General features: G+C 31.3%; 23 protein-coding genes and 2 pseudogenes. 6 read left to right on the plus strand and 19 right to left on the minus strand.

Annotated features, from left to right (window positions below; all coding sequences use genetic code 11):
- Positions 1–12: 12 nt before the first annotated feature.
- The 16 genes from AC0L4B_RS01035 to AC0L4B_RS01110 form a co-directional block, all read right to left on the minus strand.
- The gene (locus tag AC0L4B_RS01035; RefSeq protein ID WP_473438172.1) at positions 13–369 is read right to left on the minus strand and encodes a hypothetical protein; all 357 of its coding nucleotides are present in this window, start codon (positions 367–369) and stop codon (positions 13–15) included.
- Between the two features lie 37 nt (positions 370–406).
- Positions 407–1,267: a hypothetical protein gene (locus tag AC0L4B_RS01040; RefSeq protein ID WP_473438173.1), complete on the minus strand. Its 861-nt coding sequence runs from the start codon at positions 1,265–1,267 to the stop codon at positions 407–409.
- Between the two features lie 151 nt (positions 1,268–1,418).
- Positions 1,419–1,769 (minus strand): T9SS type A sorting domain-containing protein, encoded by a 351-nt coding sequence (locus AC0L4B_RS01045; RefSeq protein WP_473439370.1) that lies wholly within the window; start codon positions 1,767–1,769, stop codon positions 1,419–1,421.
- Entirely contained in the window at positions 1,766–3,799 is a 2,034-nt protein-coding gene (locus AC0L4B_RS01050; RefSeq protein ID WP_473438174.1) for a leucine-rich repeat domain-containing protein, read from the minus strand. The genes AC0L4B_RS01045 and AC0L4B_RS01050 overlap by 4 nt, the downstream gene beginning before the upstream one ends.
- Positions 3,800–3,901: 102 nt before the next feature.
- Positions 3,902–4,654 carry a LytR/AlgR family response regulator transcription factor gene (locus tag AC0L4B_RS01055; protein WP_473438175.1) on the minus strand — a complete coding sequence of 251 codons (753 nt, stop codon included), beginning with the start codon at positions 4,652–4,654 and terminating at the stop codon, positions 3,902–3,904.
- Positions 4,651–6,429 (minus strand): sensor histidine kinase, encoded by a 1,779-nt coding sequence (locus AC0L4B_RS01060; protein WP_473438176.1) that lies wholly within the window; start codon positions 6,427–6,429, stop codon positions 4,651–4,653. The genes AC0L4B_RS01055 and AC0L4B_RS01060 overlap by 4 nt, the downstream gene beginning before the upstream one ends.
- Positions 6,430–6,505: 76 nt before the next feature.
- Positions 6,506–7,507 (minus strand): hypothetical protein, encoded by a 1,002-nt coding sequence (locus AC0L4B_RS01065; protein WP_473438177.1) that lies wholly within the window; start codon positions 7,505–7,507, stop codon positions 6,506–6,508.
- Positions 7,508–7,670: 163 nt separating this feature from the next.
- The gene (locus AC0L4B_RS01070) at positions 7,671–8,651 is read right to left on the minus strand and encodes an FAD:protein FMN transferase (RefSeq protein ID WP_473438178.1); all 981 of its coding nucleotides are present in this window, start codon (positions 8,649–8,651) and stop codon (positions 7,671–7,673) included.
- Between the two features lies 1 nt (position 8,652).
- Entirely contained in the window at positions 8,653–9,030 is a 378-nt protein-coding gene (locus AC0L4B_RS01075) for a Na(+)-translocating NADH-quinone reductase subunit F (RefSeq protein ID WP_473438179.1), read from the minus strand.
- Between the two features lie 53 nt (positions 9,031–9,083).
- Positions 9,084–9,950 (minus strand): DUF4846 domain-containing protein, encoded by an 867-nt coding sequence (locus AC0L4B_RS01080; protein ID WP_473438180.1) that lies wholly within the window; start codon positions 9,948–9,950, stop codon positions 9,084–9,086.
- 81 nt (positions 9,951–10,031) lie between these two features.
- Positions 10,032–11,345: an NADH:ubiquinone reductase (Na(+)-transporting) subunit F gene (nqrF, locus tag AC0L4B_RS01085; protein WP_028290150.1), complete on the minus strand. Its 1,314-nt coding sequence runs from the start codon at positions 11,343–11,345 to the stop codon at positions 10,032–10,034.
- 1 nt (position 11,346) lies between these two features.
- Positions 11,347–12,063 carry an NADH:ubiquinone reductase (Na(+)-transporting) subunit E gene (nqrE, locus tag AC0L4B_RS01090; RefSeq protein ID WP_473438181.1) on the minus strand — a complete coding sequence of 239 codons (717 nt, stop codon included), beginning with the start codon at positions 12,061–12,063 and terminating at the stop codon, positions 11,347–11,349.
- A gap of 7 nt (positions 12,064–12,070) precedes the next feature.
- A complete protein-coding gene (locus AC0L4B_RS01095) occupies positions 12,071–12,715 on the minus strand; it encodes an NADH:ubiquinone reductase (Na(+)-transporting) subunit D (protein ID WP_028290152.1) in 645 nt (214 codons plus the stop codon).
- Between the two features lie 2 nt (positions 12,716–12,717).
- Positions 12,718–13,479, minus strand: coding sequence for a Na(+)-translocating NADH-quinone reductase subunit C (locus AC0L4B_RS01100; RefSeq protein ID WP_473438182.1), 762 nt, complete (start codon positions 13,477–13,479; stop codon positions 12,718–12,720).
- 2 nt (positions 13,480–13,481) lie between these two features.
- Positions 13,482–14,696 carry an NADH:ubiquinone reductase (Na(+)-transporting) subunit B gene (locus AC0L4B_RS01105; protein ID WP_028290154.1) on the minus strand — a complete coding sequence of 405 codons (1,215 nt, stop codon included), beginning with the start codon at positions 14,694–14,696 and terminating at the stop codon, positions 13,482–13,484.
- Positions 14,696–16,051, minus strand: coding sequence for a Na(+)-translocating NADH-quinone reductase subunit A (locus AC0L4B_RS01110; protein ID WP_473438183.1), 1,356 nt, complete (start codon positions 16,049–16,051; stop codon positions 14,696–14,698). Before AC0L4B_RS01110 ends, AC0L4B_RS01105 begins: the two co-directional genes overlap by 1 nt.
- Positions 16,052–16,244: 193 nt before the next feature.
- On the opposite strand from AC0L4B_RS01110, the gene AC0L4B_RS01115 reads away from it, so the two are divergent.
- From AC0L4B_RS01115 to pruA, 3 genes are all read left to right on the plus strand, one after another.
- A complete protein-coding gene (locus tag AC0L4B_RS01115; RefSeq protein ID WP_473438184.1) occupies positions 16,245–17,495 on the plus strand; it encodes a type IX secretion system plug protein in 1,251 nt (416 codons plus the stop codon).
- 84 nt (positions 17,496–17,579) lie between these two features.
- Positions 17,580–17,966, plus strand: coding sequence for a Co2+/Mg2+ efflux protein ApaG (gene apaG / locus AC0L4B_RS01120; protein WP_473438185.1), 387 nt, complete (start codon positions 17,580–17,582; stop codon positions 17,964–17,966).
- Positions 17,967–18,103: 137 nt separating this feature from the next.
- Positions 18,104–19,732 carry an L-glutamate gamma-semialdehyde dehydrogenase gene (gene pruA, locus AC0L4B_RS01125; RefSeq protein WP_473438186.1) on the plus strand — a complete coding sequence of 543 codons (1,629 nt, stop codon included), beginning with the start codon at positions 18,104–18,106 and terminating at the stop codon, positions 19,730–19,732.
- A 77-nt stretch (positions 19,733–19,809) separates the two neighbouring features.
- Here pruA and gldC read toward each other — a convergent pair.
- Together gldC and gldB are read right to left on the minus strand one after the other, a co-directional pair.
- Positions 19,810–20,136: pseudogene (gene gldC, locus AC0L4B_RS01130) on the minus strand (gliding motility protein GldC); the annotation flags it as partial.
- Positions 20,136–21,097, minus strand: a pseudogene (gldB, locus tag AC0L4B_RS01135) (gliding motility lipoprotein GldB). The pseudogenes gldC and gldB, both read right to left, overlap by 1 nt.
- A 91-nt stretch (positions 21,098–21,188) precedes the next feature.
- Here gldB and nadE point away from each other — a divergent pair.
- Both nadE and AC0L4B_RS01145 read left to right on the plus strand, forming a co-directional pair.
- On the plus strand, positions 21,189–21,977 hold the full coding sequence (gene nadE / locus AC0L4B_RS01140) for an NAD(+) synthase (RefSeq protein WP_028607289.1): 789 nt from the start codon (positions 21,189–21,191) through the stop codon (positions 21,975–21,977).
- 96 nt (positions 21,978–22,073) lie between these two features.
- Positions 22,074–22,709, plus strand: coding sequence for a response regulator (locus tag AC0L4B_RS01145; RefSeq protein ID WP_473438187.1), 636 nt, complete (start codon positions 22,074–22,076; stop codon positions 22,707–22,709).
- Here the strand turns inward: AC0L4B_RS01145 and dnaG are convergent.
- Positions 22,692–24,656 (minus strand): DNA primase, encoded by a 1,965-nt coding sequence (dnaG, locus tag AC0L4B_RS01150; RefSeq protein ID WP_473438188.1) that lies wholly within the window; start codon positions 24,654–24,656, stop codon positions 22,692–22,694. The genes AC0L4B_RS01145 and dnaG overlap by 18 nt on opposite strands.
- Before the next feature lie 120 nt (positions 24,657–24,776).
- Between dnaG and AC0L4B_RS01155 the strand changes: the two genes are divergently transcribed.
- Positions 24,777–26,333 (plus strand): NAD(P)/FAD-dependent oxidoreductase, encoded by a 1,557-nt coding sequence (locus tag AC0L4B_RS01155; RefSeq protein ID WP_473438189.1) that lies wholly within the window; start codon positions 24,777–24,779, stop codon positions 26,331–26,333.
- Positions 26,334–26,386 lie beyond the last annotated feature (53 nt).

Genomic DNA, 26,386 nt, shown 5'->3' on the forward strand with positions numbered 1-26,386 from the left:
CCATTTATTTGATTAAGATAATAAATTAACAACTATTTGTTGCTCTGATGTACCTCCAACACCATCCGAAGCAACAACTACAATGGTGTTTTCTCCGTCTACAAATAGGTTATATTCAATTATATAACTTAAAGTATTTAAATTATCAATTATCAAATCTCCGTTTAAATAAACAGCATAGGTAACGTCCTGATTATCGGGATCTAAAGATGCTGTCCAATTAAACGTTATACCATCTGCTGTAGTCGCACCTTCTGTTAATGTAAAAGTACTTGGGTTGTTATTTGCTTCTACTTGATCGTCGTCTGAATTACAATTAAATAGTAATACAGTTAAACATAATAACATTAGGGTTTTAAAATTTTTCATAATTAGTTGAATTTTTAGATTATTAGTGTTGTCTTGATTAATGATAAGAACTGTCACACGATTCTGCTGTTTTAGGACAACTTGCTTTATGCTGGTCTCTTAATTTCCAAACTCTGAGTGTTTTTTGACCTTCAGCACTTTGCCAGTAGGCATCATTTTTAGTCTTAATGTACTCTGCATATTTTTGACCTTCAGCTTTTACAATTTCTAAATCTGCTTCTTCTTTAGCAGTTGTTGTATGTCCTGCTTGTTTTGCTTTCATTGCTACTAAATAATCCGTAATCATTTTTTTATTATCCTGAGACATCAATGCTTTATACTCAGGTGCTTTAGTATAATCTACTTCAGACTTTGTGTTTAAAGCAACGTCTTTTACTTTACTTAAAAATTTGCCAAACTTTTTCTTCTTTTTCTTTTTTGCTGGTTCTTCTCCATTTGGTGTTGTTCCTTTTAATACATAAACACGACTAATTTCTGAGAATTCGGTTTTACTTTTAAAGCCTTTAAGAAAAAACACGTAGTTAGCTATTGCCACATAACCTTCATAATACCCATTATGAAAAGAAATAGAGGTAAATGGGTAGTTAATTAAATCTATATAGGTTTGTTTAGTCATGTCCTGCCAATATTTGACAGATTGCTCTCCATCTTCAGAAATAGATAAGATTTCTATACCACAAGGGATATTTTCGTGTCTTCTTATTTTTATCTGTACTTCTTCTGGCTGTCTTCCTGGGTTAAGATGTGCGTAAAGCTTGCCTTTATTATCTTTTCTAATGGCTCCATATTCTAGATAGGTAATACTATCGCCATGTTGTTCTAAATTTTCAAAAAATGTTTTTTGAGCAAATGTACTTGTTGTTACTAATGCAATAAAAAATAAAATAATGTACTTCATAATATATTTGTTTCTGGTTTGATACAAATATGGAGCGATAATAGTAATCCATTTTCTGCTTTTTTGTGAATGGTAAGGTTTTATTAATGAATAGCAACAAAAAAAGGAAAGCCAAATTGACTTTCCTTTTTTATAAAATTAGTAGATAGCTTTATTCTTTAATAAATCGTTTTACGTGTTGATTTCCTTCTAAATCTATGATTTTTATTAGATAAACACCGTTTGAAAGACTAGAAACATCTACGTTTTTAGAGTTTGTTTTAAAAACTTGTTTCCCTAATAATGAATAGACAGATATATTAGTAATAGCTGTTGCTGTTTTTATATTTAAGATAGATTTTGTTGGGTTTGGATATAATGAAATTTTTTCCTTTTCAAAATCAATATTACTTAAGGTCGTACAATTTGTACTGAAACTTGCTGAAGCATCTATATTTGTCCAATTTGTAGTACTATAAGCTACATCATCTACCTGTATACAAGTTAAACTTGAATTGTTTATTGCAGAGAAAAAATCAAATTATTATTGTTGCCATTTGCTGCATTTAAATCTGTTAATTGATTATCGGCACAATATAACTCATTTAAAGCTGTATTTGACGATATGTCCATGCTTGTTAATTGGTTATTAAAACAGTATAAGTAAATTAAAGCTGTATTTGAAGATACATCTAAACTCGTTAATTGGTTAACCTCACAGAATAAATTAATTAAAGCTGTATTAACGGAAACATCTAAACTCGTTAATTGATTATTAGCACAACTTAAAGTCGTTAAAGCCGTAGCTCCTGAAACATCTAAACTTATTAATTGGTTACTACCACAGTTTAAAGTATTTAAAGCAGTAGCTCCGGAAACATCTAAACTCGTTAATTGATTACTATAACAATGTAAAGTAGTTAAAACTGTATTTGAAGACACATCTAAACTCGTTAATAGATTATTATAACAGCGTAACTGCTCTAAAGCTGTATTTGAAGAAACATCTATACTCGTTAATTGATTATTAAGACAATATAAAGTCGTTAAAACCGTATTTGAAGATACATCTAAATTTGTTAATAGGTTATTATCACAGAATAACTCCTCTAAAGTTGTATTAGCTGAAACATCTATACTTGTTAATTGATTATTACCACAGCGTAACTGCTCTAAAGCTGTATTAGCAGACACATCTAAATTAGTTAATTGATTACCATAACAATTTAAATTTGTTAAAGCTGTATTAGCGGAAACATTTAAGCTGCTTAACGAATTGCTTCCGCACCATAATTCCGTAATATTCGTAAAAGCTTCTATACCTGTTAAATCTGATATGGATAGGTTTGGAACATATATAGATCCTGAATAAGATGATGCTTCTGCACAAGAAATTTCGCTATTACCATCCGTATTTATATATGAAAATCCAAGTAAGGCTGCTTTAAAATTAGCATCGGGAATGTTTACGTTGCAAGCTGTTGTTGCAATAGTGTATTTTTTTAATGAAACTTTGTCATTATCTTGATATAAAACATACAAATTACCATCATATTCATTAATTGTCATTTTTATAAAAAAATTGGAATTACTACTATTTAAACCTATACTTGGTAAAGTTGTCCACGTATTTAAAGTTGCATCATAATTTTCAAAAACAATATCTTCTGTATTATTAGCATACATTAAATACAATTTATCATCGTTTGTACTTTTTCTTAACTCTACGATACCATTTGTTGCACTTTCTGATTTAACAAAAGAACTTCCATTGTAAACTCTAATATCATTAACTGTTGCACCTTGTGGAATTATATCATTATAAAAGGCATGGTAATTAGAATCATAAATTCCTGATATATTTTTTGTAGTAGTACCATTTAAAAAATTATTAAAATCAAAATTATTATTTGCTGACCCTACATTTTTACGTCCTGTAACACTTCCATTATAATTATTCTCTTGAGAAACAAAATATTCACCATAGGCTGTAAAATCATATCTATGATCACCATTATATTGGTTGTTTGTTTGTATCAGGGCTTCAAGATGATTTGGGCCAGTACCAGCAGTATCACGTTCTGCAATAAACAACTTTTGAGTCCATTCTCTTCCTGCTACTCTAATAGTACCAACTGCATTAAATTGAATTTGTAAACGATGGTCCGACAAGGCTGAACTTCCTACATTTGTAAAAATAGATGACCAAGCAGTTCCATTATATTTATAAGCGGTCATGTTATTAGTAATGTTTATGTAGGCAACAACAATTTCATTATTAAAAGGGTTGATTTTTATAGCAAGGTTATCTGCAGCGTCATTGGAAACTGGTCCAATAGACGTCCAATTTGTACCATCAAACTTAGATACATAAGCCTTATTACCGTCTACTACATTGGTGTAAGCCACATAAATGTCGCCATTTGCAGCATCAAAAGTCATTGCGCCATCTGAAGCAAAATTTGTAAACTGAGTAGCTCCTACTTGTGTCCAGGTTTGCGCAAAAGCATAACCATTTACTAAAAGCAATACAAAAAGTAATTTTATTCTCATAATATATTTAATTTTAAAATTATGGAACAAAAATGCTAAACTATAGACTTTAATTTTTAAACTTTTTAGTGAATGGTAAGTATTTGTAAATAAACGGTGATTTTAAAACACACGATTAATAATATCCATAAATTCATCTTTACGGTCTCTTGCAATTGGAATGCTTTTATTATTACTCATTATAACTTGAAGACCATCTTTTTTAGTGATTTCTGTCATGTACTTAAGATTAATTAAATACGATCTATGCGGTTTATAAAACAATGGTTTATTGCTTAATTGCTCTGTAAAATGTTTTAGTGTTTTACAAATTAATTCTGTTTTACCATTTTGCAAAAACACCTTAGTATATACACCATCTGCCTCAAAAAACAAGATATCTTCATGCGAAACAAATCGTATTCCTTTAGGGACTTCTAAAGCTATTTTATTTAATGCCAATTGTTGAAAATTACGTTCTAGATTAAGTAATTTTTCTTTTATAAAATTTTCTTCTAAACTATCAGATGCTTTATTAATAGCTATTTTCAATTCGTCTATATCAATTGGTTTTAATAAATAATCTACAGCTGATAATTTAAATGCATCAATCGCATAGTGTCCATAAGCGGTCGTGAAAATAATTTGAAAGTTAATTGTATCATTTTTAAAAAACTCTAAAATTTGAAGCCCAGAATGGTTGGGCATTTCTATATCTAAAAACACTACGTCTGGTTGTTCTGCTTTAATTATTGCTACACCTTCCAATAAATTTTCTGCATCAAAAACGGTTACAATTTCTGGACACTCCTCCTCTATTAAAGTTTTTAAAATACGCCTAGCTCTTTTTTCGTCATCTATAATTATCACTTTCATTGTCTAATTTTTAATCTGTTACTTGATATTTTAATTATCACTTTTGTACCGCAAACGTCATGTTTTGCATTAATAACATCTTCAATATTTAATGTTATTGCTTTATTATGACTTCTATTTAGTAGTTCTATCCTTTTTTGATTTGCTGAGGTTGCAAAAGACTTGTAATTATCCTGACGTTGATTTTTTATAATTGCGGATGCTTTACGTCCTATACCATTGTCTATAATTTCGCATATTAGACTTTGATTATCAATCTCCTGTTTAAAATTAAGCACTAATTTTTTATTGTTTTTTTTATGAAGCAAACCATGTTTTAAAGCATTTTCAACGTAAGGCTGAATAAATAATGTTGGGACAAAAGTGTTTTCTAAATCTAGATCTGGATGGATGTTAATTTCAAATTTAAAATCGTCATCAAATCTATCTTTTTCAAGTTCTAGATAAAGTTTTAGCGTTTTAATTTCTTCATTTAATGAAATTTCATTGGCTTGACTATGCTCTAAATAGGTCCTAATAAGTCTAGAAAACTTAACTAGATATTGGCGCGCTAATTTACTTTCGTTTAAAATAATATAATCTTGGATAGAGTTTAAGGCATTAAATATAAAATGAGGATTCATCTGTGATCTCAAATTTTCTAATTGCGAAAACACTAGTTGTTGATTGATCTTTGCTTTTTCTAAGGCTTGAAGTTGTACACTATTTAATCGTTTTGTTTTTTGGGAATAATACCACCAAACCAATCCAACAGAAGTTAGTAAAGACAACAGATAAAACCACCAGGTTTTATAGAATGGTAAACGGACTATAAGGGCAATGCTTATTGGATTAGTGTAATTATTTTGAGATATATTTTTTGCTCTTACATTAAATTTAAATTGTCCTGCTGGCAATGTATTAAATTTAACAAAGTTTAATCCGTTGTCTAAGGCTATCCAATTTTTATCATAACCTTCCAACTGATATTCAAAATCAACAAACTGATTGGTTTTAAATCCATTGACATTAAATCCAAATCTAATTTCGCTTTCTGTTTGCTTTAAGGTATATGACGTCTTTATAATAGTGTCTTTTTCTTGAATGGATACATTAGTAAAATAAGGTTGAGAAGTACTTCTAACTGTATTTATTTTATTACTATTAAATTTATACAAACCAGTATTTGAACTAAAAAACACTTGATCTCCTATGACTTCAATAGCGTTAATATTGTACGAGTCTATACCGTCTTGTTTATTAATAGTATTTAATGTTTTTGTTTTATAATTATAGCTTTGTAAACCTTTATCTGTAGCTATCCAAATTACATTTTTATCTGCTACTAGTACATTAATTAAGTTTGATACTAGTCCATTTCTCATATTTATTGTAGTAATTAAACTATCATTTTTAAAACCTAATAATCCTTTTTCATCTGCAGCAACCCAAACCATATCGTCATGACCTATCGCGATTTTTAAGGCATAAACAGGATTGTTATTATGGGTTATTTTTTTATACTTTTTAGTCTTTAAATCTACCCAACCTAAGCCATCTACAAAACTACAATACGCTTTGCTTTTTTCTTTATTTAATACAGATCCATAGCTTCTTAATATCCTAAGATTATAAATAGAGTCTTTATTTTTATTATATATAGAAAGTGAATGTGGAAGACTAACTAAATATTGATTATGATCCAACACATCAATCGATTTTGTAACTATCAGGTTACTGCTTTGACTTTGTCTGGTGTCTAAATTATAAATTTTTGAATCCGTAGTCGCCACCATTAATAAGTCCTTTGCTAAAGGGTTATAGCAAATATTGTATATTTTGTTATTAAAGTTTTCTGGTAATTTTTTAAGCTTATTTTTTTAGGTTGTAACTAAAAACCTCATTTGAGTTAGTAGCTATGTATAATAAATCGTCATTAACTTTCTCTATTGCTTGTACTCCAATATTATTGGGTAAATTTATCTTATTTAATTGCTTATTTGGCAACACAAAAACGCCATTTTTAAGTGTTGACAACCAATAATTATTATCCTTATCGATAACAAGATCTGTGATATATTGGTTTTTAAAAATATGTTCTTTTACTATTAAAACATCACTATCCAATTGACATATAAAAATGCCTTTATTTGTTAAAATCCATAAGTCATTGTTGATGTTATAGGAATGAATTACAATGACATTTTGAAGTTGTTTTGGGATGTCCACTTCGTTTATACCATCATCTAATAATTGATACAAACTAGTTTTACTAGTTGTTTGTAATTGGTTGAAATAATATAATTGGTCATTCCATTCAAAAAATTTACTTATAACTCGTTTATTAAATGCTGCAATTGGTGAATTATTTAAAGTTTTAGCATCTTGAAAATCAACTGATGAAGAAAAACATATAATGCTATTTTTATTATAATAAAACCCCTTTGGGTTATGATTTAGATCTCCCATATAAGACCTTGTCCTACTATCTAATATTGCAGTGATACTTTTTGTATTAATGTCTACAGTTACTATTCTGGATGGCTCATAAATTATTAGATGATTATTGTAGATATTAAAATCTACTAACGTTTTAATATGGCTATAATCCTCAAAAAGCTTTAACTGCTCATCCTGGACAAAAAAGAATTGACCTGATAAGTTATTACACCAAACTCGCCCTTTATTATCTAATTTTAAACCAAAAAGCGAGCGTCCCCTTTTATCAGGATTTGTAAATAACTTGTAGGATCTTCCATCATACCTATACAAGCCTTTGTCTGCTGCTAACCAAATAAAACCTTTATTATCCTCTAATAAATCATAAAATTCTATATCAGGTAAACCATCGTTTTCAGTAAGATGTATGGACACGGGTTGTTGCGCTAAAGTATGATGATAAGCGAGTAAGACTAAAAACAATATAAAATAGCGATGGATCAATACATTATGCTTTTTTCAAAGCTACAAAATTGACTGCTATTAAATTGTAAATTATTAGCGAACAGTATAAAAAGCCATTTAAATGGTAATAAGATTAATTAACTGAAAAATTATTAAATGCTTTAGACTCCAATTCACCATTATTACCTTCATAAATAACATAAACTTTTAGTTCTGGATGCTTTGCTAAAAAATAATCCAGTTTTTGTAATCCCATTGCTTGAAAAGCGGTTGCATAACCATCTGCCATCATACAGGTATTTGCAATTACAGAGACTCCTAAGATATTGGTTTTAGTAGGATATCCCGTTTTAGCGTTTATGATATGTGCGTATCGGTTTCCATTTTTATCAATTTTAAATTTACGGTATGTACCAGAAGTCGCCATAGCTTGATTGGTTAATACTATCGTTTTATCATAGGTTTGAGAACCATCAAAATTTGGATTTTCTATTCCAACGGTCCAACCTTTATTTTTTTTAAGATTAATCCCTTTAGCTCGAAGCTCTCCACCAATATCTACAATATAATTTTTGATATTTTTAGACTCTAAAAAATCTGCAATAACATCTACACCATACCCTTTTGCAATGGAATTAAAATCTATAAAAGCCTCTTTAGATTTTATAATTTTATTGTTTTTTAGACCAACACGATTAAGTCCAACAAAATGCATTAAACTATCTACTTTTACGCTATCTAAAGCTGTTTTAGTTTGCTCTGACCCAAAGTTCCATCCATTGACCAAACGTCCAATAGTAGGGTCTAAAACACCTTCAGTTTCACGATATATTTGTTTTGAAGCTTTAAAGACGTTTTTAAAATGATGATCTACAGTAACAGCTTCGTTTCTATTAATTTTAGATATATCAGAATCTGCCTGATAATTAGACATAGACTTATTTATAACCGTAAACAAACTATCAAATTGTTTATTGTAATCACGACCATCTAAGTCAAAATACTGCACACTAAAACTGGTACCAAATACAGGTCCTGATATTTTAAGTAATTCAGGTTGTTTTTTACAACTCATTACAACCAAAAATAAAATAGCTAGTAGACTTTTTTTCATCTTAATTCAAATTAGATTCTAATAATTGTATACCGTTGTATTCAATTAAATATTCTTCATTTAGATATATTGGTAAATCTTCGCCTTTAGGATTACCCAATCCAACACCAGCATAAAGCACTTTTGCATTTTTTTCAAATGCATGCTTTTTAAAGGACTCCATCCAAACAATATCATAATTATTGGCATTTTCAGGTAAAATAACAGCACGAACAACCACAAAAAAATATTGCTTGTTTTTGTCCATACAAACAAATTGTGGATGCCTTTTTAATTGACTGTTTATGGCTATAAACTCAAAACCACGTTGTTCTAAATCTTTACCAACATGATTCATAGCCAAGTTATGTAACTCTTGTTTTGATAATGCTTTACTCATGTAACAAAAATAAAGTTTATTTCGCTTTCGCGGAAGAAAAGCCAGATAACAAATTACTTAAATCTTACAAATTTGGAATTGTAGAAAGTGTAGTTGGATACAGGAATTATAGCATTCATTTTAAGATCATACCAAGGAGAAATGGTCATGTCTTCTAAATTTTTTACTAAATGAACACTTTGCGCAGGTGTATTACCTTGAAACAACAAAAACAACTTTTGGCCTTTCTTGTTAATAGCCTCGTCTGTAATCATTACAATATGTCCTGGACTACCACCAAGGATTAACATATCTCCAATTTTAAGATCCTGAACTTCTGTTATAGCATCTAACTCATTATACAAAGACAACGTCCCTGAATACATATAAATTAAGTTTAAATACTTATAAAAATTAGACTTGCTATAATCCTCTCTTGCTGTTTTGTTAAATGTAACTCTATTACCATTGACTTTAGGTCTATAACCTTTTGCATATTTTGACCAAGAACAATAGTGTCCTGAAGTAAAATTAAAACCTATTTTGTCTTTTTGATTGGTGTCCCAAAGGTATTCGCTTCGTATTCTAATTAAAGCATCAGCACATTGCTGTAAACCATTTTTGGGTACTGGTACTTCTAAAATACCAATATGTCCTTTCTGCCAATAGTATTCTGAATTATCATAATTTATAATTTTACTACCAAAAGGTTTTAAGTTATAATGTCTAAGATACTCTTGAAAACTTCCCTTTGGATAATCAACGCGTTTAAAACCTGAAGGTATATTAACCCTAGAGGCTATTGTTAAGCTATCTTTATCTAAAAGTTGTACTGTTTTAGTAACTGCATTTACAAAATGCTTAATAGGTTTTGGGTTTAATTGATAAAACAAAAGCACTAATGTGACAATAATTAAAGTAATAAGAGCTAATTTTCTCATAATACAAATAACGAAAAAGCTCGACACTTTCGTATCGAGCTTTTTATATATTAAGAAAACTTTATAATCTTTTGATTATTTCTATCCTCCAAAGTCATCAAATCTGATATTTTCATCGTCAATACCAAAATCTTCTCCCATTTTTTGAACTGCTTGGTTCATTAAAGGAGGACCACAGAAGTATAATTCTATGTCTTCTGGAGCTTCGTGCTTAGATAAATATTGGTCTATTACCACTTGGTGAATAAATCCAACAAATCCATCACCAGACTCATCATTAATATCTGATTTTAATTTCCAGTTATCAGCTTCGGTTGGGTCTGATAATGCAATAAAGAATTTGAAGTTCGGGAAATCTTTTTCTAATGCTCTAAAATAGTGAATGTAGAATAGCTCTGCTTTAGAACGTCCACCATACCAATACGTAACTTTACGACCAGTTTTAATCGTTCTAAATAACTCATATAAATGAGAACGCATTGGAGCCATACCTGCACCTCCACCAACGTATAGCATTTCTGCATCAGACTCGTTGATAAAGAATTCACCATAAGGTCCTGAAATAGTTACTTTATCACCCACCTTTTGATTAAAGATATACGATGATGCAACACCTGGATTAACATCCATCCAGCCACCTTTGGCACGATCAAAAGGAGGAGTAGCCACACGTACGTTAAGCATGATTCTTCTTCCTTCTGCAGGATAAGAAGCCATAGAGTATGCTCTTTCAACTAACTCATCATTTTTCATTACTAAAGGACGTAAACCAAATTTATCCCAATCTGCCTCAAACTTGTTAGGCTCGCCTGGATGATCTTCTGGATGTGCAGTAATATCCATCTCTGAATAATTAACTGTACAATTAGGAATTTCTATTTGAATATAACCTCCTGCTTTGTAGTCCATATCTTCTGGAATTTCAACTACAAACTCTTTAATAAATGTTGCCACGTTGTAGTTAGATACTACAGTTGCTTCCCATTTTTTAATTCCGAATACTTCTTCTGGAATTGTAATTTCCATGTCTTGCTTAACCTTTACTTGACAAGATAAACGTGCACCATGTGCTAATTCTTTTCTTGAAAAGTGAGGTGTTTCTGTTGGTAAAGCTTCACCTCCACCAGATAAAACGTGACATTCACATTGAATACAAGTCCCACCACCACCACAAGCTGATGGTAAAAAGATTTTATTACTACCCAAAGTTGATAATAATGATCCTCCTGAAGATACTTCGATTTCTCTTTCACCATTAATTAAGATCTTTACTGGACCTGAAGGTGATAATTTTTGTTTTACAAAAAGTAGTAAACTTACTAATACTAATGTTATAAGTAAAAAAGCTACTACAGTTACTATTACTGTTCCTGTTGTTCCTGCTGCTAAAATCATATTACTCTATTATTTTAGTATTGTTAGCTAATTCTTTTGTTGCTTCAACTTTAGTTTTCACTACTGTTGTATTTTCCTTTTTAGGAGCTTCTTCTTCATCTCCTCCAGTTAACATACCTCCAAAACTTAAGAATCCAATTCCCATTAATCCTGTAATGATAAATGTGATTCCTAATCCTCTTAATGGTGCAGGTACATTACTGTATCTAATCTTTTCTCTAATAGCCGCAATAGCAAGTATTGCTAAAAACCATCCGATACCTGAAGAGATACCGTAGTTAAATGCTAAACCTAAAGTTTCGATTTCTCTTGACTGCATAAATAATGATCCACCTAAGATGGCACAGTTTACTGCAATAAGAGGTAAGAAAATACCTAATGAGTTATAAAGTGATGGTGAAAATTTTTCTACCACTATCTCTACCAATTGTACCATTGTTGCAATAGTTGCAATAAACATGATAAATGATAAGAAACTTAAATCGTAATCTGCATATTCTGCACCTAACCAAGTTAATGCTCCTGGTTGTAAAATGTACTGATCCAATAACCAGTTTAATGGTACAGTAATGGCTAATACAAATATTACTGCTGCACCTAATCCAACAGCTGTTGCTACTTTTTTAGATACTGCTAGGTAAGAACACATTCCTAAGAATACTGCAAATACCATGTTGTCTATAAAAATCGACTTGAAAAATAATTCTAAATGTTCCATAATATTTTTAGTCTTCGATTAATGCTTTGTTTCTACTACGTTGTACCCAAATGATAAGTCCAACAATTATTAATGCCATTGGAGGCATTAACATAAATCCGTTGTTTTCGTAACCTAATGCGTACACTCCTGTTTTTTCGATTGGATCACCTAAAACTGGAATACCAAATAAAGTACCAGATCCTAAAAGTTCTCTAAAAAAACCAACAATTATTAAGATGACTGCATAACCTAAAGAGTTTCCAATTCCGTCAAGGAAAGACCTCCAAGGTTTGTTTGCTAAAGCAAAAGCTTCAAAACGTCCCATAATAATACAGTTAGTAATAATTAAACCAACAAATACTGAAAGTGTTTTACTTAACTCGTAAGCAAAAGCTTTTAATACTTGATCAACAATAATTACTAAAGCAGCAACTACAATTAGTTGTACAATAATTCTAATTTTAGAAGGAATTATGTTACGCATTAATGATATTACCACGTTACCTATTCCTAATACAAACATTACAGCAATACCCATTACCAACGACGCTTTTAACTCTGCGGTAATAGCTAAAGCAGAACATATACCCAATACTTGTATAGTAATAGGGTTGTTATCTGCTAAAGGGTCTGTTATTAACTTTGCGTCTTTTTTTGAAAGTAGTCCCATAATTAATTGCTAGCTAGTTTTTTTAAATTCTCGAAATACGGTTGGTATAACTTTAAATCTTTTTTAATCATTGCAGACACACCATCACCTGTGATAGTTGCTCCTGCTAAAGCGTCAACCTCATTGTCGTCTTTAATTTCGTTTTTTGGATCATTATTTCCTTTAGCAACAGTAATACCTTTAAATACACCTGCGTCAGTTAATAATTTTTCACCATAAAAATCGTCCATAAAGTAACGTTGTTTGATGTTTGCTCCTAAACCTGGTGTCTCACCAGCATGGTCAAAAAATGTACCTTTTACAACCATATCTTGGTCTAAAGCTACATAACCCCAAATAGCATCCCATAGTCCTTTTCCTCTTATTGGAGCGATGTAAAATGTTTCTCCATCTTTTTCTCCAACAAATAAAGGTAAACGTCTTGTTCCACCAATTTTAGCTTTTGCTTGTTCTTTTTTAATATCGATTAAGTAAGCTTCATCATCTTCTTTAGCCACACCATTTTCAATAACTAATTGTTTAGTGATGTACTTTTTAAAATCGTCAGCGACTTTATCTGTAGATACAAAAGTTATGTCTCCATCACCTTCGTTACCGTTAACTCCCATAGCATACAGAATATTCTGTTGCTTTTCCATTCTTCTGTTTTCAGCAATATTTGGTTTTAAGGTTGCTGCAGTAAAGGCTAATAAAGACCCTACAACAAGCACCATTACAATTGCAAATATTACAGTATATGAATTTTTATCTGTGTTCATTGCCATGATTATGCTGTTTTAACTTTTAAACGTTTCATTCTGCGTTTTACGTTTCCTTGTATTACGTAATGGTCAATAGTTGGTGCAAAGACATTCATTAATAGAATAGCTAAAAACACACCTTCTGGATACGCTGGATTAAATACACGAATCATTATTGAAATGAAACCAATTAAAAACCCATAAATCCATTTACCTTTATTTGTTTGAGATGCAGTTACTGGATCTGTTGCCATATAAACAGCACCAAATAAAATACTACCAATAATTAAATGTTGCCAGAATGGCACATTCATTAATCCGTAAAATTTGCTAGATTCTCCAATCCATTCAGCAGATACAACTCCGTTAAATATTAATCCCATTGTTAAAGCTCCTATTAGAGTAGAAATAATAATTCTCCAGCTTCCAACCTTAGTAAAGATTAAAAACAGAGCACCAATAATGATTAACAATTTAGAAGTTTCTCCAACTGATCCTGGAATAAATCCAAAAAACATGTCCATATAATCAATTCCTGCTAAGCTACTATTTTGTGCATAAGCACCTAATAAGGTTTCTCCTGATATTGCATCTGCAGTTCCTGCACGCTCAACCGCTTCATGTACCCAAACTTTATCTCCTGACATCCATGTTGGATATGCAAAAAATAAGAAAGCACGAATGGTTAATGCTGGGTTTAGAATATTCATTCCTGTACCTCCAAAAACTTCTTTACCGATTACTACACCAAAAATTACTGCTACAGATAACATCCATAATGGAATATCAACTGGCACTATTAATGGTACTAACATACCTGTTACTAAGTAACCTTCTTCTACTTCATGACCTTTAATTACTGCAAAAATAAATTCAACAATAAGACCAACTCCATAGGATACAATTACTAATGGTAACACAGTCCAAGCTCCAACAACAAAGTTGTCCCAAGTTATAAAGTTGCTAAATAAAGAGGCTTCTCTAATAACTCCTGATGCTGCATCAATAGCTGCATAATGCTGGTAACCTGCGTTAAAAATACCAAATATTAAACATGGCACTAAAGCCATGATTACAATATTCATAGTACGTTTTAAATCATCTGCTGCCTTAATGTGCGTTCCACCATGAGTGGTTTCATTTGGCAAGTATAAAAAAGTATGAATGGCGTTAAACGCAGGAGCCATTTTGGTTCCTTTATACTTTTCTTTTAAATTATGTAAATTACTTTTTAAGCCCATTATCCTATTTCTTTAAGCATTAAATCTAATCCTTCTCTAATAATCTTTTGATGTGGTTGTTTAGACACACATACAAATTCTGTTAAAGCAAAATCTTCTGGTGCAACCTCATACATACCTAAAGCTTCCATTTCATCTAAATCTTTATACATACAAGATTTTAAAATTTGCATTGGAAAGATATCTAAAGGAAATACTTCTTCATAACTACCAGTAATAACAAAAGCACGATGTTCTCCGTTTGTATTGGTGTTTAAGTCAAACTTTTTGTTTGGTGTTAACCATGAAAAAGTTAAAGCTCTTGATGTTGATACTTTATTAAAAATCGGCTTATTCCATCCAAAAAACTCGTAATCATCACCTTCAGGAATTACAGTAATTGTGTTACTGTAATAATCTAAAAATCCATCTGGTTTAACTTGCTTACCTGTTAAAACGTTTCCTGAAATGATACGATCATTTCCGTCTTTATCAACTCCGTTATCATAAACCATAGTTGCGATTTCGCTACCTAATTTAGTTTTAAAATAACGTGGTTTTTTTACAGAAGAACCTGCTAAAGCTACAATACGCTCTGCATTAAACTGGCCAGTTAACAATAAGTCTCCAATAATAACAAGGTCTTGAGCATTTACTGTCCAAACAACCTCACCTTTATTAATTGGGTCTATTTTGTTAATTTGCGTCCCTACATTTCCTGAAGGATGTGGTCCAGATACTTTGTGTAAAGTGACATCTGATAGTCCTGCTAAAGGCGAATTACCTTTTTTAGCAACACTAACATGAACTTTACCAGTTGTCAATTTGCTTAAAGCTGTTACTGCTGCTTGCAATTGCGCCTCTTTACCTTGTAACACATAATCTAAATCTGCTACTAAAGGGGCACTTGCATAAGCTGATATAAAAATAGCTTTAGGCTGACCATCTGGCTTTGCAATAACATCATAAGGACGTTGCTTTACAAATGCCCAACATCCTGACTCTAGTAAACGTGATTTAATAGCTTCAGCTGAAGCTGAATTTACGTCTAGCTTACCATAATCATGAAATGATTGTTCTTTGTCTGCTTGAATTTTTACTGAAATAATTTTTCTTTTTTCACCACGAGCTATCTCAATAATTTCTCCTGAAACAGGTGAAACAAATTTTACAGCTTCATTAGCTTTGTCATAAAAAACAGGTTCTCCTGCTTTTACTTTTGAGCCTTGTTTAGCTATTAATTTTGGGGTAACTTGATGAAAATCTTCCGGTCTAATTGAATAATAATTGCTAACAATAGCACTTTCGGTAACCTTTTCGGCTGCTCCGACTAATTTAATATCCAGACCTTTTTTAATCTTAATGTCGTTTGACATATTATAAATCTATTGGTTAATAGTTATACTGATTGTGATTTTTAAGGCTTAAAAATCCGAGCAAAAATACAAATTTATAACAAATTTACTTTGAGGTTAACACTGTTGTTTCTTTATTTATAACAATTCTAAATAAAGCAAACCGCTTAGGCACAGAAATTGATTATATTTGTTATTTAAAGCTACTTTTTAAATGTACAAAAACACCATATATTACATCTGTTTTTCACTTATTTCTTACTGCAGTTTTGCACAAGTTGAAGAAATCATTCCTCCAGACTATATTAAATCTATCTATTTTAATGGAGGAACAACTGAAAGTCAATTGCCAATCATTGCTTTAGGAGAAACTATAACACTAGAATTTGATGCTTTAAATGGAGATGAAGAAGATTATTATTACGAAATTAAACACTATAATTTTGATTGGACACCTTCAAACTTAGTCAAATCAGAATACATTGAAGGTTTTGACGAACAACGCATAAGGGATTATGATAACTCTTTTAATACACTTCAAACTTACTCACATTACAACCTTTCTATACCAAATCAATACACCAAAAACATTAAAGTTACCGGTAATTATATCATAACCGTTTATGATGATTATGATGATATTGTTTTTAACAGAAAATTTATGGTTTATCAACAACTATCAGATGTTGGAGTACAAATAAAACGCTCTAGAGATGTATCAACAATTGCCGAGAAACAATCGGTTGACATTGCAATAAGCTCAAGTACAATTCAATTTGTAAATCCTAAAAAAACAGTAAAAACGGTTATAATTCAAAATAACAATATTAAAAATGCAATCACCGATTTAGAACCTCAGTATATTTTAGCTAACGAATTAAGCTACAGATACACCGAAGCCTCAAGCTTTTTTGGAGGTAATGAATTTTTAAGTTTTGAAAATAAAGAAATAAGAGCTGCAAATAATGGCGTACAATACATAAGATTAGAAGATTTATACCAAACTTACTTATACACTAACACTTCTAGAGCAAATCAAAAATACAGCTATAATCCAGATCTAAACGGAAACTTTTTTATTAACGCTTTAAATTCTGAGCAACCAGAAACTGAAGCAGATTATGCTTGGGTACATTTTGCACTACAATACCCTAAATTAGAAGAAGACAGTCACATTTATGTTTATGGTAATTTTAATAATTACGAAATAGAAGATGCAACAAAATTAGAATACTATGAGGACGAAGGTGTTTACAGTACTGCTATTTTATTAAAACAAGGGTATTACAATTACAAATATGCTATTGTTAATGACAAAGGTGACGTTGACCAATATACCATTGGCGGTAATTTTTGGCAAACCGAAAACAACTATAAAGTCTTAGTTTACTATAGAGAATTAGGTGCTAGGTATGATAAAATTATAGGTTTAGGCGAAATTAACTCTGTTGGAATCACTAATTAATTGTTAAAAAGGTAGTTACATCCATAAATAAGTTTAACTTAAAATATATTTTATTATTTTTACAATAAGCAAACTGCTTACATAATGGTTCAACAAGTTACAAGAGGAATAAAAATTACGGTAGAAACGGAATTTGAAGGTACATTTTATAAAGACTATAAAATTAACTTTGCATTCGCGTACCAAGTTACCATTGAAAATCAAAGCAAAGATTCAGTTCAACTTAATGCAAGACATTGGACCATCTTTGATGCCTTAAACCAACCAGTAATTGTAACAGGCGAAGGTGTTATTGGACAAAAACCTGTTTTAAAACCAGGAGAATCTCACACTTACTCTTCAGGCTGCTTACTTACTTCTCCATTTGGAGCTATGAAAGGACACTACAATATGGTTAATTTTACAACTACCAAAAAATTTAATGTAGCTATTCCTACATTTAAATTAAGTGCGCCTTTTGCCCTAAATTAATCTTCCTTAATAGGATATTTAAAGTTATTTATAACGTTTTAAACCCTCTTAATTTTACAATTTTACTAACACAAATAACCCAACAAAAATCCTTAACTTTGTACTTTAAATTTTAAACTACAAACACAACACTTATCATGGGAAAAGGATTTTTCAATGTACCAATTGCTGTTAACGAACCTGTAAAAAGTTATGCTCCTGGATCACCAGAAAGAGCAGCAGTTTTAGACGCTTACAAAACAATGTTTAACAGTCAAATTAATGTACCAATGTATATTAATGGTAAAGATGTTACAACAGATAAAACAAACACTATGTCTCCTCCACATGACCACAAACATGTTGTTGGAACACACGCTATAGCAGAACAAAAACATATCGACGAAGCAATCTCTACAGTTTTAGAAGCAAGAGAAGCATGGGCTGATACACCTTGGGAGCACAGAGCTGGAATATTTTTAAAGGCTGCCGAATTAATTGCAGGTCCTTACAGAGCTAAAATTAATGCAGCTACAATGATTGCACAGTCAAAAACTGTACATCAAGCCGAAATTGATGCTGCTTGTGAATTAATTGACTTTTTACGTTTTAATGTACATTACATGACTGAGATCTATCATGATCAACCAGAAAGTACTAGTGACGCTTGGAACCGTTTAGAATACAGACCACTTGAAGGGTTTGTTTATGCTGTTACACCTTTTAACTTTACTGCTATTGCCGGAAACCTTCCTGCTTGCATGGCTTTAATGGGTAACGTTGTAGTATGGAAACCTAGTGATTCTCAGATATATTCTGCTAAAGTAATCATGGACGTTTTTAAAGAAGCTGGCGTACCTGCTGGAGTTATAAACGTTGTTTTTGGTGATCCTGTAATGATTACCGATACTGTTTTAGCAAGTCCTGATTTTTCTGGTTTACACTTTACTGGGTCTACATATGTATTTAAAGAACTGTGGAAACAAATAGGTAACAACATTCATAATTATAAAACTTACCCTAAAATAGTTGGAGAAACTGGAGGGAAAGATTTTATTGTTGCACACAAAACCGCTCATCCAAAACAAGTTGCTACTGCAATTGTAAGAGGTGCTTTTGAGTTTCAAGGTCAAAAATGTAGCGCTGCATCTAGAGCGTATGTATCTAAAAGTATTTGGAACGAAGTTAAAGATTACGTTATTGAAGATGTAAATTCTTTTAAAATGGGATCTCCTGAAGATTTAAGCAACTTTGTTACCGCTGTAATCCATGAAGGCTCTTTTGACAAATTAGCTAAATACATTGACCAGGCAAAAACGGACAACAATGTAGAGATTATAGTTGGTGGTAACCATGACAAATCTAAAGGTTACTTTATAGAGCCTACAGTTATTGTTACTGAAGACCCAAAATACACAACTATGCAAGAAGAGTTATTTGGTCCTGTAATTACAATTTATGTTTATGAAGATGATAAATTTTCTGAAACATTAACATTAGTTGACCAAACTAGTGAATATGCATTAACTGGAGCAATTTTAGCACAAGATAGATATGCTGTAGTAGAAGCTACTAAAGCATTAAAAAACTGTGCTGGAAACTTTTACATTAATGACAAACCAACAGGTGCTGTTGTAGGACAACAACCATTTGGTGGAGCTAGAGCATCTGGAACTAATGACAAGGCTGGTAGTGCATTAAACTTACTACGTTGGGTATCTCCAAGAATGATTAAGGAAACCTTTGTAACTCCAGTAGATTACAGATATCCTTTTTTAGGTGAATAAAACGTAATTATCATTATAAAAAAACGCGAGCCAAATGGTTCGCGTTTTTTTATAATAAATAATTTAGAAAACTTATTTTTAAGTTCTAACTTTTCAGCAAAATAGTCACAAAAATCTTTCATGGTTGCTGTCATCTTTTCGTCCTGAGTAGCTCTATTAAAAGTATTACTCATGGCTACTAATGTTTGATGAAAAAACACTTTCATCTCGTCTACTGGCATATCCTTTGTCCATAAGTCAATACGTAAAGACTCTTGAGCTGCACTATCCCAAACAGATAACATCATTGCTTTTGCTTCTGCATTAGTAATACCTCCATCTTGAGCTGTCCAGTTTAATTTTTCTGGAACTTTGTTTTCGTCTAACTGAACTGTTAATGTAATTTCTGAAGTTTTATTAGCCATTATTCTCTTGGTTTATAATATGATTTATTAAAAATGGTTTGTGCTGGCGTATTTAGTAATTCACTTAAAGTCACATCATTATTATTCATGTATGCTTTTACTATTTGCCAACCTATAAATTGACCTATTTTACCTGGTGATTCGTTATCGATTTCTGCTAAATAAAATTTTGAAAATGGTGCAGGGTTAATAAATCGATTTGGTAATTTAGAGTCCGTACTGTACAACAGTTCTTTTTGGATAAAGTATTTCCATATTTGTTCTTGATTTACAAAAGCCCAATCTAACTGTTGTTGTGAATATCCTATTTTCTGAGCATCTGAAATAAACGGAATCACTTTGTCTTTTATATATAGTAGTTTTCCAAAATAAACCATCTCATCTAAAAGGTGTTTACGCCTGCTGTTTAAAACATATTTTTCTGCATAAGCATTTGCTAAATCAACTACAATTTGATCCGGCTTCATGTTTGCTACTGTATAGGATTGTAAGCCTTCGTAAAAAAATGATCATTACCTAAATAAGTATCTAACTCTACAATTGCAATTGTGTCTGTAACAATAACTTTATTTTTATAATCTACGTCAGAGGTTGTTGTTATTATTCGTGGTGTTTTAAAGGTAGGAAAGTAATATTTTAAATGTTGAAACATTTTTTTTATGTCTTCCGTTTCCTTTTTTAAAGTAGGAAACTTTTTTATAGTCTCTTCACTTAATTGTCGCTGTAATGTATCCTGCATTTTATTATACCAAAACGCATCATCATATTGTCTTGGAAACATAAACGGAAAATCAGCTTTTAAAGCAGGTAAATTGGCTGGCTCAGCTTTCGCGAAAGCGATATCAAAACGTTCTATATTTACATTAATATCAATTTTTGAAATTTGCGCTTCAAGCTTATTATCATCTTGACAAGAAAACAATAAAAAAAATAATGATACTATTAAAATGGATACTCTCATAAAAGTTAAGGTCTCTTAATTTTTATTACTAATGGGTTTGCTTTATTTTTGTTAGGCAAAGGTACTATACTTTGCTTAAAATTCTTTGATTATGCAAACAGAAAAAGTTGTTAAACATATTGTAAAATGGTTAAAAGACTATGCTACTAACGCAAAAGTTAATGGTTTTGTTGTTGGGATATCTGGTGGTATTGATAGTGCTGTAACCTCTACCCTTTGTGCTGAAACTGGATTGAAAGTTTTATGTATTGAAATGCCAATACACCAAGCTGCTAGTCATGTATCAAGAGGGCAAGAACATATTAAACAACTTAAAGAACGCTATCCAAATGTTGAAGGAATAGTGTCTGACTTAACTCCTGTTTTTGAAGAGTTTAAAACTGAAGTCTCACTTGAAGGTCAACAAGCTACCGTTGATATGGCTTTAGCTAATACACGTGCACGTTTACGTATGACAACTTTATATTATCATGCTGGTTTATTAGGCTTATTAGTTGCTGGAACTGGTAATAAGGTAGAAGATTTTGGTGTTGGTTTTTACACAAAATATGGTGATGGTGGTGTAGATTTAAGTCCTATTGCTGATTTACTTAAGAGTGAAGTGTATACTATTGGTCAATTTTTAAAAGTACCAGAATCTATCATTAATGCAGCGCCTAGTGATGGGCTTTTTGGCGACGCTAGAAGTGACGAAGACCAAATTGGTGCATCGTATCCAGAATTGGAATGGGCCATGTCAATGAATGATGAAGGAAAAACAGAAAATGACTTTGAAGGAAGAGAAAAAGAAGTTTTCAAAATATTTAAAAGATACAATACCAGCAACTTACACAAAATGAATCCAATTCCTGTTTGCGAAATTCCTAAAGATTTAATCTAAACGTCATAAATAGTATAATTTTACATACCTTTACGATGCTATTATTATTCTATAACTTGTACTTTTTTAAGAAGTACTTTAAAAAACAATTTGACCATGGTTAAACTAATGGTTGCAGATCAACATCCCATTATTACAAAGGGAATGGAATTGATTTATGCAAACTCTAGAGACATTAAAATTGTCCAAACTGTTGCAGATGGCGAAGCTATATTTGACGCCTTAAAACAGTATACTACTGACATTTTAATTTGTGAAATCGACTTACCTAAACTTAATGGTATTAGTGTATTAAGACGTCTTCAGAAAGAACATCCTGACTTAAAGGTAATTATTTACAGTGCACAGCAAGAAGAGGTTTATGCAATAAGTGCTATTAAAGCTGGTGCTGATGGCTACGTTAATAAGTCTACAGACTTAATAACATTAAAAGAGGCTGTCATGAAGGTGTATTTAGGAGGCATCTATATTAGTCCTAATCTTTCTAAAAAAATAGCTTTAGATAAAAACTCTGGCAAAAACACGTACTACAAAAAGTTATCTATTAGAGAAGTAGAAGTTTTAAAACTTTTATCTAATGGAAAGCGAAACAAAGAAATAGCACAAGAGCTAGAAATTAATGAAAAAACAGTAAGTACCTACAGAGCTAGGTTAATGAAAAAACTTAATGTTACAAATCTAATTGATTTGGTTAATCAATCTAAAAGCTTGGAGTTACAAAGCTCTATTTAACTTTCTAGACAATAACATTTTTAAACCTGAGTAATCCTTGACTTCTTCAAGGATTTCTCGGTTTATCATAGTTTTATCTTGAAGGGTTTCTCTTTGAAACTGCGTTACTTTTTGATCAATCAAAAAACAACGCAATGTCAAAATAGTTTCACTTACAAGCTGTGACACTGTGTCTTTTTTTGTCTTAGGAAAAATATTATTGCGTTCCCAATCTGATAGCTCATAACGCTCATCTTCCATTAAAATAGAAGTGATTTCTGAAGCTAAAATAGGGTCTATAGTATTTATGATATTTTCAATTTTAAACTCAGGGTTTTGATTTAAAGCTTCAATTATAGCATAATATATATCCTTAAACATTGGGTTTAAAAACTCCATTTCGTCTTCTTGAAGGTCCAAATACACCTTTTCAAATACTTTAGATTGCTGTATGATTGGTTCTAACTCTAAATGACCTTTATCGTTTTCTTTTAATATTAAATCTTCAAAATCCTCTGTACGATCACCATACAGTAATAAAATTTCGATTATTTTACGTTCAAGCTCGTATTGTACATCTACCTTTTTAACAGGTGCTTGAGGTTTAATAACTTCAAATGCTTGGTTTGGCTTTGCACTTTTGGATTGCTTAGCACCTTCTGTTTCTTCCTTTTTTGTTAATTGTGCTAAGGTAGTAAACAGTACTTCTTCGCTAATATCCATGATTCTAGCACACTCTTGAATATAAATTTCGGTTTTAATTCTATCCGGAATTTTAGCAATACTATTAACAATATCTCTAACCGTTTCTGCTTTTTTTATCGGATCATTTTTAGCACTTTCATATAATACTGAAGCCTTAAATTGTATAAAATCTTTAGCGTTATCGTCTAAATATTGTTTTAATTCTTCAAGCGTATTTGTCTTTGCAAAACTGTCTGGATCTTCGCCTTCAGGAAAAGTACAAACTTTTACATTCATACCTTGTTCAAGAATTAAATCGATACCTCTTAAAGACGCACGCATACCTGCTGCATCACCATCAAATAGTACAGTAATGTTTTTTGTCAATCGATTAATTAATCTAATTTGATCGCTAGTTAAAGCTGTACCAGAACTAGACACAACATTTTTTATTCCTGTTTGATAAAACTGAATAACGTCTGTGTAACCCTCTACCAAATAACAATTATCCTCTTTAGCTATACTTTGCTTTGCATTGTAAATACCATATAAAACTTTACTTTTATGGTACAAATCACTTTCTGGACTGTTTAAATATTTAGCTGCTTTTTTATCGTTGGTTAGTATACGTCCTCCAAAACCTAAAACACGACCACTCATACTTTGTATAGGAAACAACACACGTCCTTTAAAACGATCAAACTGTTTGTTTTCTTTAACAATAGTTAATCCTGTTGCTTCTAAAAATTCTAGTTTATAACCTTTTTTTAAAGCTGCATCAGTAAAAGCACTCCATTGGTCTAAACTATATCCTAAATTAAATTTTTTGATAGTTTCATCTGTAAAACCTCGCTCTTTAAAATAGCTTAATCCAATAGACTTACCTTGATCTGTGTTTAATAAAATGTTCTGAAAATACTTACTAGCAAACTCACTAACTAAGTATAGACTTTCACGTTTATCTTGAGCTTGCTTTTGCTGGTCAGACTGCTCTGTTTCTTCAATTTCAATATTATACTTTTTAGCTAAATATTTAATAGCTTCAGGATAAGTAAAATGTTCATGCTCCATTAAAAAAGCAACCACATTTCCTCCTTTTCCACTTGAAAAATCCTTCCAAATTTGTTTTACAGGTGACACTACAAAACTTGGCGAACGCTCGTCTGAAAACGGACTTAAACCTTTAAAATTAGTTCCTGCTTTTTTAAGCTGAACAAAATCGCCAATAACCTCCTCTAATCTAGAAGTTTCGTATACTTGGTCAATGGTAGATTTAGAAATCAAAAGTCTTTTATTTTAAAAATTGTAGACTACAAAAGTAATATGTAATGACCAATAACAAATAGTTTAATAAGATAAAATTTACAATAAGATTTTTATCTCAAATTTGATTAATTTTGCAGTATGGTAAAAGACATTCAATTACGTGTTTCTTTAAAAGAAGAAGAAATTCCAGATATTTTAATTAAAAAATCTGCGGAATGGCTATCCATTTCAAGAGATAAAATCACTGGTATTAAGGTGTTAAGAAAATCCATTGACGCCAGAAAACCTAAAATTATTTTCAATTATAAAGTTTCAGTATTTATAAATCAACCTGTACCAGAAACCTCAGATTATACATTTGATTACAAAGATGTTTCTAAAGCTAAACCAATACATATAATTGGTTTTGGACCAGCAGGAATGTGGGCTGCTTTACGTTGTATTGAACTTGGTTTTAAACCTATTGTTTTAGAACGTGGTGCCAATGTTAAAGACAGACGTCGCGATTTAAAAGCTATTAATCAAGACCATTTTGTAAATGAAGATTCTAACTACTGTTTTGGAGAAGGCGGAGCAGGTACTTATAGTGATGGTAAATTATACACACGAAGCTTAAAGCGTGGTGATGTACGTCGTATTTTTGAAAACCTAGTTTACCATGGTGCAACCGATCAAATTTTAGTAGATGCGCATCCACACATTGGGACTAATAAATTACCTAAAGTTGTACAAAACATTAGAGAAAATATTATAAAATACGGAGGTGAGGTCCACTTTAATACACGTGTTACGGATTTTACTATTAAAAATAATACAATTAAAACTATCCAACTGCAAAATGGAGAAGAACTAATAACTGACAAAGTTATTTTAGCAACAGGACATTCTGCAAGAGATATTTTTAATTTACTACACGATAAAAAGATTGCTATTGAAGCAAAATCTTTTGCAATGGGTGTTAGAGCAGAACATCCTCAACATATTATTGACAGCATTCAATACCATTGTGAAGGTCCAAGACCTGATTTATTACCAGCTGCCTCATACAGCTTAGTACAGCAGGTAAATGGACGTGGTGTTTATAGTTTTTGCATGTGTCCAGGTGGATTTATTGTTCCTGCTGCAACTGCAAATGGTGAGGTTGTGGTTAATGGAATGTCACCTTCAAGACGAAATAATAAATTTGCTAATTCTGGTATTGTAGTAGAAATTAATGCAGATCGTGATCTTAAAAAATACGAACACTTTGGTCCATTAAAAGCATTAGAATTTCAAAAAGATTTAGAACGATTGGCTTTTACCGCAGGAGGAAGAAGTCAAGTCGCTCCTGCACAACGCATGACAGACTTTGTTGAAGGTAAGCTATCTAACAGTTTAAATGAAACCTCATACCAACCAGGTTTAAAAAGTGCACCTTTACATAGTTTGTTTCCTAAATTGATAGGAAGCTCATTAAGAAAAGGATTTAAAGCTTTTGGCGATAAAATGAAGGGTTACTATACCGAAGAGGCAAATATTATTGGTGTAGAGTCACGTACCTCATCACCTGTTAGTATCCCAAGAACTGAAACTTTAGCACATCCAGAAATCACAAATCTTTTTCCGTGTGGTGAAGGTGGTGGTTATGCAGGCGGAATTATTAGTGCAGCAATGGATGGCGAACGTTGTGCTGAAGCTGCAACAAAACAATTATAAATTTAAGGATGACATAGAAGACTTAAAACCAATTATGGTTTTAAGATATATTC

It is taken from the genome of Olleya sp. NP1-10 (genome assembly GCF_055804415.1).

Excerpts from the sequence above, each read along its gene's own strand:
- AC0L4B_RS01035 (WP_473438172.1), bottom strand. The coding sequence starts at position 369 with ATGAAAAATTTTAAAACCCTAATGTTATTATGTTTAACTGTATTACTA.
- AC0L4B_RS01040 (WP_473438173.1), bottom strand. The coding sequence starts at position 1,267 with ATGAAGTACATTATTTTATTTTTTATTGCATTAGTAACAACAAGTACA.
- AC0L4B_RS01050 (WP_473438174.1), bottom strand. The coding sequence starts at position 3,799 with ATGAGAATAAAATTACTTTTTGTATTGCTTTTAGTAAATGGTTATGCT.
- AC0L4B_RS01055 (WP_473438175.1), bottom strand. The coding sequence starts at position 4,654 with ATGAAAGTGATAATTATAGATGACGAAAAAAGAGCTAGGCGTATTTTA.
- AC0L4B_RS01060 (WP_473438176.1), bottom strand. The coding sequence starts at position 6,429 with ATGGTGGCGACTACGGATTCAAAAATTTATAATTTAGACACCAGACAA.
- AC0L4B_RS01070 (WP_473438178.1), bottom strand. The coding sequence starts at position 8,651 with ATGAAAAAAAGTCTACTAGCTATTTTATTTTTGGTTGTAATGAGTTGT.
- AC0L4B_RS01075 (WP_473438179.1), bottom strand. The coding sequence starts at position 9,030 with ATGAGTAAAGCATTATCAAAACAAGAGTTACATAACTTGGCTATGAAT.
- AC0L4B_RS01080 (WP_473438180.1), bottom strand. The coding sequence starts at position 9,950 with ATGAGAAAATTAGCTCTTATTACTTTAATTATTGTCACATTAGTGCTT.
- nqrF (WP_028290150.1), bottom strand. The coding sequence starts at position 11,345 with ATGATTTTAGCAGCAGGAACAACAGGAACAGTAATAGTAACTGTAGTA.
- nqrE (WP_473438181.1), bottom strand. The coding sequence starts at position 12,063 with ATGGAACATTTAGAATTATTTTTCAAGTCGATTTTTATAGACAACATG.
- AC0L4B_RS01095 (WP_028290152.1), bottom strand. The coding sequence starts at position 12,715 with ATGGGACTACTTTCAAAAAAAGACGCAAAGTTAATAACAGACCCTTTA.
- AC0L4B_RS01100 (WP_473438182.1), bottom strand. The coding sequence starts at position 13,479 with ATGGCAATGAACACAGATAAAAATTCATATACTGTAATATTTGCAATT.
- AC0L4B_RS01105 (WP_028290154.1), bottom strand. The coding sequence starts at position 14,696 with ATGGGCTTAAAAAGTAATTTACATAATTTAAAAGAAAAGTATAAAGGA.
- AC0L4B_RS01110 (WP_473438183.1), bottom strand. The coding sequence starts at position 16,051 with ATGTCAAACGACATTAAGATTAAAAAAGGTCTGGATATTAAATTAGTC.
- AC0L4B_RS01115 (WP_473438184.1), top strand. The coding sequence starts at position 16,245 with ATGTACAAAAACACCATATATTACATCTGTTTTTCACTTATTTCTTAC.
- apaG (WP_473438185.1), top strand. The coding sequence starts at position 17,580 with ATGGTTCAACAAGTTACAAGAGGAATAAAAATTACGGTAGAAACGGAA.
- pruA (WP_473438186.1), top strand. The coding sequence starts at position 18,104 with ATGGGAAAAGGATTTTTCAATGTACCAATTGCTGTTAACGAACCTGTA.
- nadE (WP_028607289.1), top strand. The coding sequence starts at position 21,189 with ATGCAAACAGAAAAAGTTGTTAAACATATTGTAAAATGGTTAAAAGAC.
- AC0L4B_RS01145 (WP_473438187.1), top strand. The coding sequence starts at position 22,074 with ATGGTTAAACTAATGGTTGCAGATCAACATCCCATTATTACAAAGGGA.
- AC0L4B_RS01155 (WP_473438189.1), top strand. The coding sequence starts at position 24,777 with ATGGTAAAAGACATTCAATTACGTGTTTCTTTAAAAGAAGAAGAAATT.